This is a genomic window from Xanthomonas sp. NCPPB 3569, from assembly GCF_041475645.2.
GTDB classification, from domain to species: domain Bacteria; phylum Pseudomonadota; class Gammaproteobacteria; order Xanthomonadales; family Xanthomonadaceae; genus Xanthomonas; species Xanthomonas phaseoli.
Map to the genome: position 1 here is coordinate 4,952,451 of NZ_CM192969.1, position 16,795 is coordinate 4,969,245.

The following is a 16,795-nucleotide window of genomic DNA, read 5'->3' on the forward strand; positions in this document are numbered from 1 at the left end:
CCGCAGGCCGCCACCCGTGCGGCCGAGGTACCGGCACGATGCGGCGCACGTCGCTGCCCAGGCGCGCGCCTATAATCGGGCGCATGTCCAAGTCTCTGTACAAAGTCACCTTCCTCAACCACGGCAAGGTGTACGAGCTCTACGCGCGCGAGGTCACCGGCAGCCATCTGTGGGGCTTCAACCAGATCGGCGAGCTGGTGTTCGACGTGCACGACGGGCTGGTGGTGGACCCCACCGAAGAACGCCTGCGCGAAGAATTCGGCAATACCAAGACCTTGCACCTGCCGATGCAGAGCATCGTGCGGATCGAAGAAGTCGAGAAAAAAAGGCCAGTCGGTGATTCGCGATGCCACCACCGGCGACAAGGTGGTCACCCCGTTCCCCTCGCCGATCAAGCCACGCTGATGCGCATCGTGGTGCCCGACGACGACCAGGGCGCCGTTGCGCAGCTGCCCTGCCTGCAGCAACTGCAGGGCCACCAGGTGCAGGTGCTGGGTGCGTTGGATGCGGAGCTCGATGCGCGCGCCGCATCTCTGGCCGACGCCGACGCGTTGGTGCTGATCCGCGAACGCACGCGGGTGGATGCGGCGCTGCTGCAACGGCTGCCGCGGCTGAAACTGATCAGCCAGACCGGGCGCGTCGGCGCGCACGTGGATGTGGCGGCGTGCACCGCATTGGGTGTGGCGGTGGCCGAAGGCGTCGGTTCGCCGGTGGCGCCGGCCGAGCTGACCTGGGCGCTGATCCTGTCGGCCAGCCGCCGGCTGACCGACTACCAGCATGCCTTGCGGCAGGGCCGCTGGCAGGCGCTTGGAGATCCCGGCTTGGGCCATGTGCTGCATGGGCGCACGCTGGGCATCTGGAGTTATGGGCGGATTGGCCAACGCGTGGCCAGCTTCGGCCGCGCGTTCGGCATGCAGGTGTTGGTGTGGGGCGGGCCGGCATCCTGTGCGCAGGCAGCACGCGATGGGTTCGCGATCGCGGGCAGCCGCGAGGAACTGTTCGAATGCAGCGACGTGCTGTCGCTGCATCGGCGCCTGACTGCGCAGACACGGCATGACGTCACCGCACAGGATCTGGCGCGCATGCGCGAGGACGCGTTGCTGGTCAACACCAGCCGCGCCGAGTTGATCGCCCCGGGCGCCTTGCTCGCTGCGTTGGACGCGGGCCGGCCGGCGCAGGCCGCGCTGGATGTGTTCGAGCACGAGCCGGTGCTGGACCTGCGCGATCCGCTGCTGCGGCATGCGCGCGTGCTGGCGACACCGCATCTGGGCTACGTGGAGCGCGACAGCTACGCGCTGTATTTCGGCGCGGCGTTCGACAATGTGCTGGCGTTCGCCGCGGGCACACCGCGCAACCTGGTCAATCCCGAGGTGTTGGCTACAACGCAGCGGTTGTGATTCCCCGCTTGGTTGGCGCGGCCTTGAAGCAGCCGACCGGCCGCGCGCGCTGCTGCCAGGTGCGCGGCGATCGATGTCGGGTGCCGCATGCACCACTCCCACACCGATCCCGGTGAGACGGCCAAGCCCGCCTGACGACGGGCCGCGACGTTGCGGTGGCCGCTCTCAGTTGGCCGGTTCGGTGGACGTTGGCTTGTTTGCTGGCGGCGACGGCTGCACCGGTTCGGCTGGCGCTGCGGGCGCAGTGGCCGGCTTGGCCTTGCCTGCCGGTTCTGCCGGTTTGGCTTTGTCCGTGGTCGCCGGGCGCGCTGCCGGCGGCTTGGGCTCGGCACCGGTCTTGCTGGCGGCCTTCGCCTTCTGCGCTGCTTGCGCCTTGGCCTTGCGCGCGGCTTGCGCCTTGGCGGCGGAGCCGGGTTGCTTGAGTTCGGCCAGGGCTTCGGCGATCGGGCCGTCGCCCGGCAGCACGTCGCCGGCGCTGTAGCCCTCTTCGCCTTCGTCGTCGCCGCGCAGGTGGCCCGGCAAGGTGGCTTCGCTGTAGTCGGTCAGGCTGGCCGGCACATCGGCGTCGCCCGGCTGCGGTTCGGGCGTGAGCAGGACGTCCGGCACGATGCCGCTGGCCTGGATCGACTTGCCGCTGGGCGTGTAATAGCGCGCGGTGGTGAGCTTGACCGAGTCGCCGTTGTCCAGCGGCAGCACGGTCTGCACCGAGCCCTTGCCGAAGGTGCGGCTGCCGATGATGCGTGCGCGCTTGTTGTCGCGCAGCGCGCCGGCCAGCACTTCCGAGGCACTGGCCGAGCCGGCGTCCACCAGCACCACGACCGGTGCGCCATTGAGCAGATCGCCCGGGGTGGCGTCGAACTTGGCATCGCTGATCGAGATGCGCCCGCGCGTGCTGACGATATTGCCCTTGTCCAGCAGATCGTCGGCCACCTGCACCGCCGAGGTCAGCAGACCACCGGGGTTGCTGCGCAGATCCAGCACCAGTCCGCGCAACTTGCCGCCGGCCTGCAGCTGCTTGAGGTTCTTCTGGAAGTCGGCACCGGTGTCGGCCTGGAAGGTGCTGATGCGGATGTAGCCGTAGCCCGGCTCCAGCAGCTTGCTGCGCACGCTGGCCACGCGGATGGTTTCGCGCTGCAGGGTCACATCGAACGGCTTGGGCGTCTTGTCGCGCATGATGGTCAACACGACCTTGCTGCCGGATTCGCCGCGCAGCGGCTCCATCGCCTTGCTGGCATCGATCGGCTTGCCGTCGATGGCCACGATCACATCGCCGGCGCGGATGCCGGCGCGCGCGGCCGGGGTGTCGTCGATCGGCGCAATCACCTTAAGGGTGTTGTCCTGCTGCTGCAGCAATTCCACGCCGATGCCGTCGTAGGCGCCGGTGGCCTGTTCGTCGAAGGCTTCGGCATCTTCCTTGTCGAAATAGGTGCTGTGCGGGTCCAGGTCCGAGAGCAGGCCGCGCACGGCGGAGTGCATCAGCTTCTTGTCTTCGACCGGGTCGACGTAGGCCTGCTTGACCGCGTTGTAGACCGCCACGAAACGGCGAATCTCATCCAGCGGCACCTTGGACACAGCGGCTTCATTGGCTTCCGGGTCGTCCGCGCTGGCCTGGGCGGCGGCGGGGCCGGCCTTCTGCGCCCAACCAGGCGACGCGAACAGGGCCAGCGACAGGGCAACGGACAGGACGGCTACGCGCATGAAGCACTCCGACAAAGAGATAAGGCGCCCCGCAGCGCGGAGCTGACCGGATTATGCGCGAAGCAGCGGTAAATCCGCGTTGAATCGCGGGCGGTGCGCGGCGCTCAGCGGCGTTGCAGCCAGCTCGATGGATCCACCGGCTGCCCGTTGCGACGCAATTCGAAATACAGCGCCGGCACGCCCTGCCCGCCGGAACTGCCGACCTTGGCCACCGCCTCGCCCCGTTTGATCGATGCGCCGGCATCGCGCAGCAAGGTGTCGTTATGCGCGTACAGGCTCATGTAGCCGTTGCCGTGGTCCACGATCAGGATCATGCCGTAGCCGGTCATCCAGTCGGAAAACACCACCGTGCCATCGGCCACCGCGGTTACGGTGCTGCCCTTGGGCGCGCCGATCAGCACGCCCTTGCTGGTGTGGCCATCGGGCAAGGTGGCGTTGAAGCGCGCCAGCAGATTGCCCGCCACCGGCCAGCTGAGCCCACCGACCTTGGGCGCCGGTGCGTTGGCGACCACCTTGGGCGGCGTCTTGCCGGGGCGATCGGAACGCTCGGTCTTGCTGCGTTTGGCCTGCGCGGCGGCTTCGGCGGCAGCGCGTTTGGCGGCAGCGCGCCGTTCGGCTTCGGCCTTGGCGGCCGCTGCGCGCAGATTGGCGAGCAGTTGTTCCAGCGCCTTGGCGTCCTGGCCGATCGCCTTTTCGCGCTCGGCACGCTGTTTGTAGCGGTCGTCCAGTTGCGCGACGGTGGCCGCCTGTTGCGAGCGATCTTTCTGCAACGTGGCCGCTTGCGCCTTTTGCTGCGCGCGTGCGGCATCCAGCGCCTGGCGGCGGGTGGCGATGTCCTGTTCCACTTTCGCCAGGGCATCCAGTTGCGTGGTCAGGGCGTGGATGCGCTGCGCACGCGCGTTCTGCACATAGCGGTGATCGGCCAGCATGCGTGTGGCATCGCCCACCGTGTCTTGCGACAGCAGCACCTTCAACGGCGCATTGCGGCCCACCTGATCGGCAGCGCGCAACAATGCCGCCAGCTGCGTGCACTGGCTCTGCAGGCCGCGCTGCAACTGCGCGCGTTCCTGCTGCAGGGTGGACAGATGCTGTTCCTGCGTGCGCATCGCCGCTTCGGTTTCGCTCAAGGCGCGTGCGGTCTTGGCCACCTTCTCGTCGGCCTGGCGCAACTGTTGCGCGGCGGTGCCGCGCTTGCCTTCCAGCTCGCGTCGATCGGCGCTGATGGTCTTGAGCTCATCGCGCAGCTGCTGCAGTTTGCGCTCGGTCTCGCGCTGGCTCTGCGCGTTTGCGCCAACGCTGCCCAGCAACGTGCAGGCCAGCACACCCGCCGCCAGCCACATCCGTCCACGGCCGGTGGACGGAGCGAGCGGCAGGCGCGGCAGCGGTGCGGACGAAGGGGGCAACGAAAGATCCAGTGACTTCAGGCAGGTGCGCGATTGTAGCCAAGCATGATGTGATCGCCGCCACGCCCCAGACAACCACCGCCGCGCGAGGTTCAGCATGAAGCCCCAAATTCTCCTCCTGGCACTGTCCCTGGTCTGCACGAGCGCCTGGGCCGACGAGGACGTCAGCAAGGTCAACGGCAGGATCAGCGCAGATGCCGGCAGGACCTATGGCGCCCTGGAAACGGTCAACGGCTCCATCGAGATCGGTGCCGGTGCGCAAACCAAGAACGTGGAAACCGTCAATGGCGGCATCCGCATCGGCGACAACGCGCGCACCGGTGGCGTGGAAACGGTCAACGGCTCGATCACGCTGGGCCAGAAAGTGACGGTGTCCGGCGGGCTGGAAACGGTCAACGGCAGCATCCTGGCCGAGCGCGGCAGCCGGATCAGCGGCGGCGTGGAAACGGTCAACGGCAGCATTGGGCTGGTGGGGACCGAGCTCGGCAAGGGCATCGAGACGGTCAACGGCGATATCACGGTCGGGGTGGGCTCGCATGTGCGCGGCGGCATCGAAGTGAGCAAGCCGAGCTTCGGTTTTTCGTTCCAGCCCTCGCGCAAGCCGCGTGTGGTGATCGGCCCGGATGCGGTGGTCGATGGGCCGTTGCACTTCGAGCGCGAGGTCAACCTGTACGTGCACCGCAGCGCCAAGATCGGCGCGGTGAGCGGCGCCACCGCGCGCAGTTTCGACAGCGACGTCGCGCCGAAGGACTGACCGAGGCCGCACGCACCTGCCGGTGCGTGCGCCGGAGCCAGGGCGCCTGCTCCAGATGCCCTGCCCTGCCCGTCATGCAACTGCAGCACACGCAGCCGCGCGCTCACCTCACCATGCGGCGCACGCTCTAAGATCGGGATTCCGCCGCACGAGGAGTTCCGATGCCCCGCAAGATCCTGTTGTGCCTGGCCGCGACGCTGGCCCTGGCCGGCTGCAAACGCGAACCCGCCGATGCGCCGGGCGCGCCTGCCGCGCAGACGCCAACCGATAGCGCGCCTAGCGCGCCGGTCAGCCGTCACACCTTCTCCCCGGACATGACCACCGGCGACTTCGCCGAACTGGTCAAGACACTGGCGTCGGACGACTTCGAAGGCCGCGGCCCGGGCACGCCCGGCGAAGAAAAGACCGTGACCTATATCCGCGACCAGATGCAGCGCATCGGGCTGCAGCCGGGCAATGGCGACAGCTGGTTCCAGGAGGTGCCGATGGTGGAAACCACCGCCGATGCATCCACCGCGCCCAGCCTGCGCAGCGGCGCGCAGACCCGCACCCTCGCCTTCGGCACCGACATCGTGGTCGGCACGCGCACAGGGCAAGCCGAGGTCAAACTGGACAACAGCGAGCTGGTGTTCGTCGGCTACGGCGTGGACGCGCCCGAGCAGCAGTGGAACGACTACGCCGGCCAGGAGTGGAAGGGCAAGACGGTGGTGATGTTCGTCAACGACCCGGGCTTCCACACCGACGATGCCAAGTTGTTCGACGGCAAGCGCATGACCTACTACGGGCGCTGGACCTACAAGTTCGAAGAAGCCGCACGCAAGGGCGCGGCCGCGGCGTTGATCGTGCACGACACGCCCGGCGCCAGCTACGGCTGGGACGTGGTGAAACATTCCTGGTCCGGCCCGCAATACGACCTGCCGGCCAAGGACGACCCGGACCCGCGCCTGCCGGTGCAGGGCTGGATCAGCGCCGAAACCGCCAAGCAACTGTTCGCCGATGCCGGGCTGGACCTGGCGCAGGCCTACAAGGACGCCAGCAAGCGCGGCTTCAAGCCGGTGCCGTTGAAGGCCAGCTGGTCGGTGGACCTGAAGAGCACCATCGCACAGAAGACCTCGCGCAACGTGGTCGGCGTGTTGCCGGGCACCAGCCACGCCGACGAGGCGGTGCTGTACATGGCGCACTGGGATCACCTGGGCAAACATCCGGGCGAAAGCGGCGACAACATCTACAACGGCGCGGTGGACAACGCCACCGGCGTGGCCGGCATCCTGGAAATTGCCGATGCATTCGCGCACCAGGACCCCAAGCCGGCGCGCTCGGTGGTGTTCCTGGCGGTGACGCTGGAAGAATCGGGCCTGCTGGGCTCCAAGTACTACGTGGCCAACCCGAGCTTCCCGCTGGACAAGATCGCGGCGGTGATCAATCTGGATGCGATGTCGGTGGCCGGACGTGCCCGCGATGTCACCGTGGTAGGCATGGGCAGTTCGGAGCTGGAGGACATCCTCAAGCCGCTCGCCGCCATGCAGGGGCGCACCCTGCACGCAGAAGCCACCCCGCAGAGCGGCTCGTACTTCCGTTCGGATCACTTCAACTTCGCCAAGGCCGGCGTGCCGGCGTTGTATGCCGATGGCGGCGAAGACCTGCGCGAGGGCGGCACCGCTGCCGGACGTGCCGCAGCCGAGTACTACGGACGCCATCGTTATCACGCGCCTGGCGATGAATACGATGCCGCCACCTGGAAGCTCGATGGCACCATCGAAGACCTGCAGGTGGTGTATGGCGTGGGCAAGGAAGTTGCCGCTGGCGACCGTTGGCCCAACTGGTACCCAGGCAACCCGTTCAAGGCTGCGCGCGATCGCATGATGGCCGGCAGGCCTGGCGCAAGCGCGGCGACCGCGCAGCCGGCCGACGCGTCCAGCACGGCCCCGCAGACGAACAAGGCCAAGTCGCCACACTGAGGCCGCCACGCCGATATTGCCACGCGGCGTGGCACGACTGCATGAGCAATCTGCCTTGGGCGCGCATTGTTGAAAGCCATCCGTCATGCAAAAGGCCTCCCACCGGAGGCCTTTTGCATTGTTGCCTCATGTGAAGCGTCTGGCGATCAATCGCACGACATCGCTCAGCTGCGCTTCTGCGCGATCAGTAGCGTGCTGCATCGACGCGACAGGTCCGCCTACGGGTTGGCCGTGTGGTCGTGCGGCGTACGTGCATTCTGTGCGACTCTCGATCTACCCTGCCCGCCCGGCGGGCGAGCGTGACGCACACGTACTCAGTCGTTATCCACGCTCACCACGTGGCCGTCTTCCGGATCCACGTGCAGTTCGACCTTTTGCCCGTTGCGCTTGGCATCGGCCTTCCACAGGCCATCCTTGAACTTGAGGTCGTGCACATCGGCATAGCCGCCGGTGGACAGCGATGCGCGCACGTCGGCTTCGCTGAGCTTGGAGGTGGTCTGGTCGCCGTAGACGCGGCCGGTCACCGGGTCGATATGCACGTCCACGTCCTTGCCGTCGCCGCTGCGCGCGTCTGCGGTCCAGACGCCATGCTCGAACTTGACGTCATGCACCTTGGTATAGCCCTTCGCGGTAAGCATGCTGGTGACCTCACCGGAGGTGAGCGCCTTGGTGGGCTTGTCGGCCGCCTGTGCCAACGCGCCCTGCGATAGCAAGGCAAGTGCGCCGATCAGTGCAGTCTTCATCAATCGCTGAGTCATGGGAGTGCTCCTGCAGTGAAGTGTGCTCATGCTGGAGCGCCGCCTATCGCCATCAGGTGAAAACAGGCAAGCGGCCGCAACGAAAGTTCAGTTAGCTGAAACACCCAGGTGCTCACTCACCTGCGATGCACGCGATGTTTACATCGAAGCGGAAGGCGCGGTTGAGCACGCATCGTCGTGTTCATCCACGCTGGAAATCGCCGCAATCTGCGCGCATCTCGTCATGCCCATGCGGTGTGCCCACGCGCGCTGCGTGCGTTCAGAAGCAAAGCCGCCTTGCGGCGGCTTCGTTTGGGATCAACGTGTCGTGCGTGCAGCGGATGTGCTTGTTGCAGAAGTCGATGCAGCGGCGCTGCGCACCGCGGCAGCAGCAACCGGTGCACGCGTGGCCAGTGCGGCCTGTGGCGACAGGATCGCCATCTGCGGCTTGTCGGTGCCGTCCTTGTTGGGGTGCACGCTGTACGCGTAGCTGAGGTTCCACCACGAACCGGCCGCCCACCAGGTCCAACCCAGCCACACATCTGCATTGGTTTCCATATGGGACAACATGCCTTGCAGCGCCTGGTTGCACACCGCATTGTTGGCGGTGCCGAATTCGGCCAGAAAGCCGCGCTTGCGGTTGGTGCGCAGCCACTGCGTGAAGTTGCGCAGGCGCTCGGCGCCAATGGTGCTGCTGACACAGGTGCTGCTGGTGCCGCTGGAATCGGCATCCAGATACTGATGCACTTCGAAGGCGTAGCGATCGAGCGGGTCGTAGATGGACGTCAGCGCGGTGGCGTTGGAGTAGCCATCGTTGGTGGTGGAATACCAACTGTGCGCGCCGGTCCACAATGCGCCGGGCACCAGAATCAGGTTATTGGCGCCGGTCCTGCGGATGGCATCGATGGCGGCCTGCGCTGCGCCGGCCCATTCGCTGGCCGAAATATTGTTGGGTTCATTCATCAGCCCGAACATCACCGCGTTGTCGCTGTTGAACGCCAGTGCGAGACGACGCCATAGATCGGTGAACGTGGCCACCGGTACTTCCGGGCTGCCGATCTTGTAGCCGTAATACTTGGCGTAGTTATGGATGTCGATGACAAGATACATGCCGGCTGCCTTGGCGCGTGCCACGGCCTGTTGCAGCAACGCGAGTTGGGCCGGATCCAGTTCGCCGCCCGCGGTGGGCTGCAGCCGTTCCCACAGGATCGGCAGGCGGATGGTATTCATGCCGACACCGGCGAAATAGGTGTAATCGCTGGCCGCGGCGTACATATAGTCCTTGTTGAGGACTCCGGGCTTTTTGGAAGATGCGTATTCGGCACCGGACAGATTGACGCCGGCATAGGTGAGCGCGCGCGTCTGCGCGTGGGCCAACGGCAGGCTGCCAAACACGATGAAAAGCAGCGTGGAGCGCAGTAGCGTGCGCAACGAAAAACAGACAGCGGACATGACACAACTCCTCAGACGGGGGAGATGCAGCCGAGTGCGTGCGCGTTGCGCGCGATGCGCTGCATCGGTCTGAGTCAATGCATCAGCCGTGCCCAAATGCTGCGTGTCGTCGATCCAGCGCCGATATGCGAACTGCATCGCAGTCACACTCTGCAAGGCGCGTTGTCGAGATTTATAGGCCGCACAAAAGCGCGTGATATCACCCGATATTTGCGTCAGTGCGGCATGCGCTCTTCCACGCTGTCGATTTTGCGTCGTATGGAAGCGCCTGCCGTCAGTTGCATGGCGTCATGTCCATGACGTTATGCCGCATTGAAACTGCCACCGAGACTGCAGGCATAGGCTGCCTCAATCCCTTCCGAGAAAAGACGGGCAGAGCGGCCAATCGCGGTAAGGCTCAGCCCGGTAGAACGCGCGTGCTCGCTACCGTCTAGAAACGTGATCTGCGTGGCGACGATGCCTGCTGCGCCCGCGCGCGTCTGCCGTTGCGAACAGCAGCCAAAGCACCGGCGTGCAAGCGTCAGGCGGGCGCGGCGGGCGTTGGCGTGGACCACCTGCGTTGTGCTTTGCGCGCCATTCGCGCCTGCCTGACGACAACTCGCTACGTGCGTCGGTCGCGTTTAATCGGTAATCCGGCGCGCACGCGCGCTCAATATCGACATCTGCGGCTTGTCGCGCCCATGCGCATCCGGTTGCACGTTGAACGGATACGCCGCGCTCCACCACGCGCCTGCCGCCCACCAGGACCAGCCGATCCACACATCGCTGTTGGATTCCATGTAGCCCAGCATGCCGTTGAGCGCGAGATTGCAGGTGACCGTATTGCCGGTGCCGAATTCGCCGAGAAAGCCGCGCTTTTTGTTCAAACGCAGCCATTCGGTGAAGCTGCGCAGCCGTTCGACCCCGACCGTGGCGCTGACGCAACCGCCGCTGGTGCCGCTGGAATCGGCATCCAGATATTGATGCGCTTCGATGGCATACCGATTGAGCGGGTCGCGAATGGATGCCATCGCCACTGCATTGGATTGCCCGGCCACCGTGGAGTACCAGCTATGCGCGCCTGTCCATAACGCACCCGGCACCAGAATCAGATTGTTCGCGCCGGTCTTGCGAATGGTGTCGATCGACGCCTGTGCGGCCGTTGCCCACGCCTGCGGATCGATGTCGTAAGGCTCATTCATCAGTCCGAAGATCACGGCGTTGTCGTTCTTGAAGGCGATTGCCAGCCGTCGCCATAGATCGTTGAAGGTGCTGATCGGCACTTTCGTGCTGCCGATGGTGTGGCCGTAATACTTGGCGTAGTTGTGCACATCCACGATCACGTACATTTTTGCCGCCTTGGCGTTGGCGACTGCCTGCCGGATCAACGCCAGCTGGGCCGGATCCAGCTCGCCACCTGTCTTTGGCTGCAGCCGTTCCCACAGGATCGGCAAGCGCACGGTGTTCATGTGCTTGCCGGCGAAGTAGGCGTATTCATCGGCCGCCGGATAACGGTAGTCGATGTTGAGCACGCCGGGCTTTTGCGAGGATTTGATCTCGGCGCCGGAAAGATTGACGCCTGCATACTTCAGGCCGGTGGCGCTTTGCGCCTGCGCCAGGGGCATGGTGGCCAGCAATAGGAAAGACAGCGCGCGGCAACGCAGCCGGCGCGTATGCGTGGTGAGGGATTTCATGGGGGAACTCCTGAGACTTCTGCGTGCGAAAGAGCTGTGCAAGGACGACGTGCCGAGACGGGCATGAGCTCGTTCGATGTACGACAGCAACGCGTCCATCACCAGACTAGGCGTATGCGCCCGCACAAACTACGGTTGAGAGGGATCAATCGGCCAAGCTGTGCAGTGACACGCAGTTCTTGTGTTAGAGCGCGCACGCATGGCCCGAACGCACCGCACCGTTTGCACATGCTTCATGCGCGTGGCACACACCATGACCTGCGCGACGGCGTGCTGCGCATCGTGCGAGTGCAGCTGCGTTGCAGGCAATGCCTGGGCACTGCAGCGCGCATCTGCCATCGCGAAGGGTGCCTGATTGATGATGCTGTGGAGCGGGGAGTGCGATGCCACGTCGGCCGGCAGTGCGCAGATATAGTGCGTTTCGCGCACGCGATAGCGCGTGTTGGATGAGACCGCTTTTGCGATATCCACGTCGCGTGGCGCAATCGCATCGCATCAGCGCGTGCCGTTGCACGCCATCGAAGCGCGCACACGGCAACACGTAGCACGTGGACTGGCGCAGGATTGCCGCTGCCTTCTGCTACACGCAGCGAGCCAGCAGCGGTCTGCTTTTCTCCGAAGCAGGCTGCCCCACGCGGTACACGGCAATGACAAAAAAAGTGGCCGCAACACGGGTTGCGACCACTCTTTAGCCTGCGCCGCCGCTTATTTGCCGGCGCGGCGTGCGTACTTGCTCAGGATCGCCATCTGCGGCTTGTCGCTGCCGTCCTTGCCCGGCTGCACGGTGAAGGGGTAGTCCGGCTTCCACCAGGAACCGGCCGCCCACCAGGTCCAGCCCAGCCACACGTCGCTGTTCTTTTCCATGTAGGTCAGCATGCCTTCCAGCGCCTTGTCGCAGACGGGATTGTTGGCCGTGGCGAATTCGCCCAGAAAGCCCTTCTGCTTGTTCTCGCGCAGCCACGAGGTGAAGCCCTGCAGCTTTTCTTGGCCGACCGAGTCGCTGATGCATACCGGCTTGGTGCCGCTGTAGTCCTTGTCCAGATATTGATGCGCTTCGAAGGCCAGGTTGTTGCCCGGGTCCTTGAGGATTTCCAGCGCCTTTGCGTTGGAGACGCCGTAGCTGGTGCTGCGCCAGCTGTGCGCGCCGGTATAGGCGGTGCCCGGCACCAGGATCAGGTTCTTCGCGGCGGTCTTGCGGATCGCGTTGATCGCTCCCTGCGCGGCATTGGCCCAGTCGGGTGCGGAAATGCCATTGGGCTCGTTCATCAGCCCGAAGATCACCGCCTTGTCGTCCTTGAACTCCAGCGCCAGCCGGCGCCAGAGATCGGCCAACGCGCCGGCCGGCACATCGCTGGTGCCGATGCGCTTGCCGTTGTACGTGGCGTAGTTGTGCAGGTCCAGGATCAGGTACTGCTTGTTGGCCTTGGCTGCCTCAAGCGACTTCTTGATCAGCCCCAATTGGGCCTGGTCCAACTGGCCATTGAGTTCGGGCTGCACGCGTTCCCACAGGAACGGCAGGCGGATCGTATTCATGCCCTTGCCGGCGAAATAGCTGAAGTCCGAGGCGGCAGGGTAGGTGTAGTCCTTGAACAAGGTGCCGGGCTTCTTGCGCGAGTTGAACTCGGCGCCGGACAGATTGACGCCGACATACTTCAGGCCGGCGGTTTCCTTCCTGGGGCCGGGCGGCTCCTTGGCCTGGACCAACGGACCGGCGGCGAGCAGGGTCAGCGCGAGCGCGGCGATGCGCAAGCGGGGAAAGTGCGGGGGAGTGCGGAACATGGAAAGTCTCCTTCGGCATCGACGTGGGCGGTCGCGGGGGAGGGCACGGCCAGCGCAGATGGTGCAGCGCCATCTGCTGCTGCGTGAGTCTGGAAGCTCGCACGTTAGCGCGCCATTCACGCGCAACGCCCGGATTTGACCGCCTGCGAACAAGCGCAAGGCGCATCATGCCGCTGCGCTCGCGTTCGCAAGAGACCAGGTAAGACGCACTGTCGCAGGAGTGCGACATCTACGCGTTTTAAGCTATCGATCCCCTCTCCCCGTTGTTGGCGCGCCTCGCCGACGACGCAACACCCCGGAGTTTTCCATGAGCACAGCCCACGCCTACGCTGCCCAGGCCGCCGACCAACCACTTGCCCCGTTTGTGTTCGAGCGCCGCGCGCCCGGCCCCAACGACGTGCAGATCGACATCGCCTACTGCGGCGTGTGTCACTCGGACCTGCATACCGCACGCAACGAATGGCACAACACGCTGTACCCCTCGGTGCCCGGCCACGAGATCGTCGGCCGCGTCACGGCGGTGGGCAATGCGGTCACCGGCTTCAAGGTTGGCGACCTTGCCGGTGTTGGCTGCATGGTCGACAGCTGCCGCAGCTGCGCCTCCTGCCAGGAAGGCGAAGAACAGTATTGCGAACAGGGTTTCACTGGCACGTACAACGGGCCGATGTTCGGCGGCGGCGAGAACACCTACGGCGGCTACTCCGACCATATCGTGGTCGACCAGAAGTACGTGCTGCGCATCACCCACAGCGACAACCTGGCCGCGGTGGCACCGCTGCTGTGCGCCGGCATCACCACCTATTCGCCGTTGGCACACTGGAAGGTGGGTCCGGGCCAGAAGGTGGGCGTGGTCGGTCTCGGCGGCCTGGGCCACATGGCGGTGAAGATCGCCAAGGCGATGGGCGCCACCGTGGTGCTGTTCACCACTTCCGAAAGCAAGCGCGCCGATGCGATGCGCCTGGGCGCCAGCGAAGTGGTGATTTCCAAGGATGAAGCGCAGATGGCCGCGCAGTACAACACCCTGGATTTCATCCTCAACACCGTGGCCGCGCCGCACAACCTGGACCCGTTCCTCAATGCGCTCAAGCGCGACGGTGCCATGGTGCTGGTTGGCGTGCCCGAGCAATCGCATCCGTCGCCGGCGGTGTTCAACCTGGTGATGAAGCGCCGCACCCTGGCCGGCTCGCTGATCGGCGGCATCCGCCAGACCCAGGAAATGCTGGATTTCTGCGCCAAGCACAACATCGTCTCCGACATCCAAACCATCCGCGCCGACCAGATCAACGAGGCCTACGAGCGCATGCTCAAGAGCGACGTGAAGTACCGCTTCGTGATCGACATGGCGACGCTGGATAAGGCGGCCTGATCGCCCCGCATTAGCTTGATGTCACTGCCTGCGTCTTCATTCGACGCAGGCAGTGGCGCATAAAAACAGTGCCTGCTTAAGAAAGGGGCCAAGCCACATGGCATGCCTACTCAATGGACTGTCGCAATCGCGACATATATTCGCCCAGCGTGAGCCCACTTTTGTCTACTTCTTCGGCAAGATATACGATCTTTCCACTCTTGTCTGCCGCCAGCTTCAAGGGCCCCGGCTTTTCATCGTTCGTCAGCACGAAGGCGCCAAACAAGCGGGCAGCTAAAGATGCATCAGCTTGATTATTACTCAACCCGGTCTTGCGTGAGCTTTTCCGCGTAACTGGCACTTAATCTCTGGCAATGCATAAAATTTTCGATCTGCGTCGGATTGAAACGTGCCCTGTCCGAATCCGCCGTAAACTTGGGCTTTTGAGGGCAAGCCGTCAGATCGAGGGTTTGGAAGCCGAATACTGATGCCGTCTTTATAGACGAACGCTCAATACTAGCGAAAATGTAGGCCTTGAGCGCTTCCTTTTTACCGCCGTTAGGGATCGCTTCAATTTCGATTTCTGCTTCTCTAGTGAGGTGTAGCGTATATATGTCGGACGGAAGTTCAGTTGCGAGATCTATTGCCCTGTCGTGAAGGTAGTTCCACGCGCAGCTATCGATATAGATGGCAATGGTCATATCTAAAATCTTAATTAAGTGAAGCGTGCAAAACGCAGCTCGATTATGAGACTCGAATGCTCAGCACGCCAAGTACACATCTTCCGCGTACAAGCGCGTAACCCGAGGCAAACGGCTTGCCACTCGCTGGCCAGAGCTGCTCATAAGCCAGAAAATAATCTCCAGGCCGATATTGCTCCTTGAGCCACAACCAATCTTTGTTGGCATAAGCAAATGGCACTTGCGGTGCCTTTGTATTTTTAGCGGCGTACGTGAAACCAATCTGCTCCATCTGCACAATGGAAAGAGGCAAGCCATCAAACCGCAGATTGTCCGATTCTTGGCATGTGGCGGCCGGTGCTGCAATAGCGCTACTGGCTGTCAAGATAAGCAGACAGGTAACGAGTGACCTGAGCATGGGGCCAGCGCCTCTCACGCCGCAGCCGGCTCCTTGACCTGCGCCTTCACTCCCAGCATCTGCACGATGCTGCCCGCCGCGTCGCGGCCTTCGGCCACTGCGGTGACCACCAGATCCGCGCCGCGCACGCAGTCGCCGCCGGCGAACAGGCGCGGGTTGCTGGTCTGGTAGGGCAGGCGGCCGTTGCCATCGGATGGGGCGACGATGCGACCGTTGCTGCCCGCTTCCACGCCTTGCGAGGCCAGCCAGTGGGGCAGGGTGGGCGAGAAGCCGAAGGCGATGATCACCACGTCCGCTTCCAGCAGCGATTCGCTGCCTTCCACCGGCACCGCATTGCGGCGGCCGCTGGCATCGGGCTCGCCGAGTTTGGTTTCCACCACGGTCACGCCGATGGCTTCGTCGTCGGCGCCGGATTCGATCGACAGCGGTTGGCGGTTGAACAAAAAGCGGACGCCTTCTTCGCGGGCGTTGGCCACCTCGCGTGCCGAGCCGGGCATGCTGGCCTCGTCGCGGCGGTAGGCGCAGGTGACCTTGGCTGCGCCCAGGCGGATGGCGCTGCGCACGCAGTCCATGCCGGTGTCGCCGCCGCCCAGTACCACGACGCGCTTGCCGTTGAGGTCGGGCAGGGCGAGCTGGTCTTCCCAGCCGGCGATCGGCCGGCCGTGTGGGTCGTTGCCGCTGACGATGCGGCTGTTGTGCACCAGGAACGGCAGCGCGGGCAGCACGTTCTTCAGGTCCTGCCCGGGCAGGCCGCCGTCGGTATAGCGATACGCGCCGGTCCCTAAGAACACCGCGTCGTATTCGGCCAGCAGCTGCTCGATGCTGACGTCGCGACCGATCTCCACGCCCAGGCGGAACTGCACGCCCATGCCTTCGAGAATCTCGCGGCGCTTGCCGATCACCGACTTGTCCAGCTTGAAGCTGGGAATGCCGAACTGCAGCAGGCCGCCGATCTGCTCATAGCGGTCGTACACGACCGCTTCGATGCCGGCACGTGCCAACCGGTCCGCACACGCCAGGCCGGCCGGGCCGGCACCGATCACCGCCACGCGATGGCCGCTGGGCTGCACGTTGCCCAGGTCCGGTCGCCAGCCCATCTTGAAGGCGGTGTCGACGATATACTTCTCCACCGCGCCGATGGTGACTGCGCCGAATTCCTCCAGCGTGCAGCTGCCCTCGCACAGGCGGTCCTGCGGACACACGCGCCCGCACACTTCCGGCAGCGGGTTGGTGGAATGGCACAGCGCGGCGGCTTCTTCGATGCGGTTTTCCTGCACCAGCTGCAGCCACTGCGGGATGGCGTTGTGCACCGGGCATTTCCAGCTGCAATACGGATTGCCGCAGTCCAGGCAACGGCCGGCCTGGTATTGCGCATCGGCCTTGTCGAACTTGCCGTACAACTCGCCCCAGTCGCCGGACGTACGCAGTTCCACCGGAATGCGCGTGGGCATGGTCCGCGGCAGGTCGAGGAATTGGAAGGCTTGTTTGCGGCTCATAAGAA

General features: G+C 64.6%; 13 protein-coding genes and 2 pseudogenes. 5 read left to right on the forward strand and 10 right to left on the reverse strand.

Annotation, left to right across the window (positions count from 1 at the left end):
* The first annotated feature begins 83 nt into the window (after window positions 1-83).
* Window positions 84-405 (forward strand): annotated as a pseudogene (locus tag ACCQ03_RS21395) (DUF1820 family protein).
* Window positions 405-1,397 carry a D-2-hydroxyacid dehydrogenase family protein gene (locus ACCQ03_RS21400; protein ID WP_209226178.1) on the forward strand — a complete coding sequence of 331 codons (993 nt, stop codon included), beginning with the start codon at window positions 405-407 and terminating at the stop codon, window positions 1,395-1,397. The pseudogene ACCQ03_RS21395 and the gene ACCQ03_RS21400 overlap by 1 nt, the downstream one beginning before the upstream one ends.
* A gap of 165 nt (window positions 1,398-1,562) precedes the next feature.
* On the opposite strand, the gene ACCQ03_RS21405 is transcribed toward ACCQ03_RS21400, so the two are convergent.
* Complete coding sequence (locus tag ACCQ03_RS21405; RefSeq protein ID WP_209226182.1) at window positions 1,563-3,095, reverse strand: S41 family peptidase; 1,533 nt, start codon at window positions 3,093-3,095, stop codon at window positions 1,563-1,565.
* A gap of 104 nt (window positions 3,096-3,199) precedes the next feature.
* Window positions 3,200-4,498, reverse strand: a complete 1,299-nt coding sequence (locus tag ACCQ03_RS21410) for a murein hydrolase activator EnvC family protein (RefSeq protein ID WP_209226186.1) — start codon at window positions 4,496-4,498, stop codon at window positions 3,200-3,202.
* A gap of 97 nt (window positions 4,499-4,595) precedes the next feature.
* On the opposite strand from ACCQ03_RS21410, the gene ACCQ03_RS21415 reads away from it, so the two are divergent.
* Together ACCQ03_RS21415 and ACCQ03_RS21420 are read left to right on the forward strand one after the other, a co-directional pair.
* Window positions 4,596-5,252 carry a DUF4097 family beta strand repeat-containing protein gene (locus ACCQ03_RS21415; RefSeq protein ID WP_209226190.1) on the forward strand — a complete coding sequence of 219 codons (657 nt, stop codon included), beginning with the start codon at window positions 4,596-4,598 and terminating at the stop codon, window positions 5,250-5,252.
* A 161-nt stretch (window positions 5,253-5,413) separates the two neighbouring features.
* Complete coding sequence (locus tag ACCQ03_RS21420; RefSeq protein ID WP_209226195.1) at window positions 5,414-7,210, forward strand: M28 family metallopeptidase; 1,797 nt, start codon at window positions 5,414-5,416, stop codon at window positions 7,208-7,210.
* A gap of 314 nt (window positions 7,211-7,524) precedes the next feature.
* Here the strand turns inward: ACCQ03_RS21420 and ACCQ03_RS21425 are convergent, their stop codons facing one another.
* The 5 genes from ACCQ03_RS21425 to ACCQ03_RS21445 all read right to left on the reverse strand — a co-directional run bounded on the left by ACCQ03_RS21425 (window position 7,525) and on the right by ACCQ03_RS21445 (window position 12,851).
* Window positions 7,525-7,968 (reverse strand): PepSY domain-containing protein, encoded by a 444-nt coding sequence (locus tag ACCQ03_RS21425; RefSeq protein WP_150147401.1) that lies wholly within the window; start codon window positions 7,966-7,968, stop codon window positions 7,525-7,527.
* Between the two features lie 297 nt (window positions 7,969-8,265).
* Window positions 8,266-9,399 (reverse strand): glycoside hydrolase family 5 protein, encoded by a 1,134-nt coding sequence (locus ACCQ03_RS21430; protein WP_209226204.1) that lies wholly within the window; start codon window positions 9,397-9,399, stop codon window positions 8,266-8,268.
* Between the two features lie 620 nt (window positions 9,400-10,019).
* Entirely contained in the window at window positions 10,020-11,072 is a 1,053-nt protein-coding gene (locus ACCQ03_RS21435) for a glycoside hydrolase family 5 protein (RefSeq protein ID WP_057679179.1), read from the reverse strand.
* A gap of 129 nt (window positions 11,073-11,201) precedes the next feature.
* Window positions 11,202-11,558, reverse strand: a complete 357-nt coding sequence (locus tag ACCQ03_RS21440; protein ID WP_342343562.1) for a hypothetical protein — start codon at window positions 11,556-11,558, stop codon at window positions 11,202-11,204.
* Window positions 11,559-11,777: 219 nt separating this feature from the next.
* Window positions 11,778-12,851 carry a glycoside hydrolase family 5 protein gene (locus tag ACCQ03_RS21445; RefSeq protein ID WP_057679181.1) on the reverse strand — a complete coding sequence of 358 codons (1,074 nt, stop codon included), beginning with the start codon at window positions 12,849-12,851 and terminating at the stop codon, window positions 11,778-11,780.
* Between the two features lie 307 nt (window positions 12,852-13,158).
* Between ACCQ03_RS21445 and ACCQ03_RS21450 the strand changes: the two genes are divergently transcribed.
* Complete coding sequence (locus ACCQ03_RS21450) at window positions 13,159-14,217, forward strand: NAD(P)-dependent alcohol dehydrogenase (RefSeq protein ID WP_209226210.1); 1,059 nt, start codon at window positions 13,159-13,161, stop codon at window positions 14,215-14,217.
* A gap of 106 nt (window positions 14,218-14,323) precedes the next feature.
* Here ACCQ03_RS21450 and ACCQ03_RS21455 read toward each other — a convergent pair.
* The 3 genes and pseudogenes from ACCQ03_RS21455 to ACCQ03_RS21465 form a co-directional block, all read right to left on the reverse strand.
* Window positions 14,324-14,897, reverse strand: a pseudogene (locus ACCQ03_RS21455) (hypothetical protein).
* Between the two features lie 43 nt (window positions 14,898-14,940).
* Window positions 14,941-15,294 carry a hypothetical protein gene (locus ACCQ03_RS21460; protein WP_169790125.1) on the reverse strand — a complete coding sequence of 118 codons (354 nt, stop codon included), beginning with the start codon at window positions 15,292-15,294 and terminating at the stop codon, window positions 14,941-14,943.
* 14 nt (window positions 15,295-15,308) lie between these two features.
* Complete coding sequence (locus ACCQ03_RS21465; RefSeq protein WP_057678649.1) at window positions 15,309-16,790, reverse strand: glutamate synthase small subunit GltD family protein; 1,482 nt, start codon at window positions 16,788-16,790, stop codon at window positions 15,309-15,311.
* Window positions 16,791-16,795 lie beyond the last annotated feature (5 nt).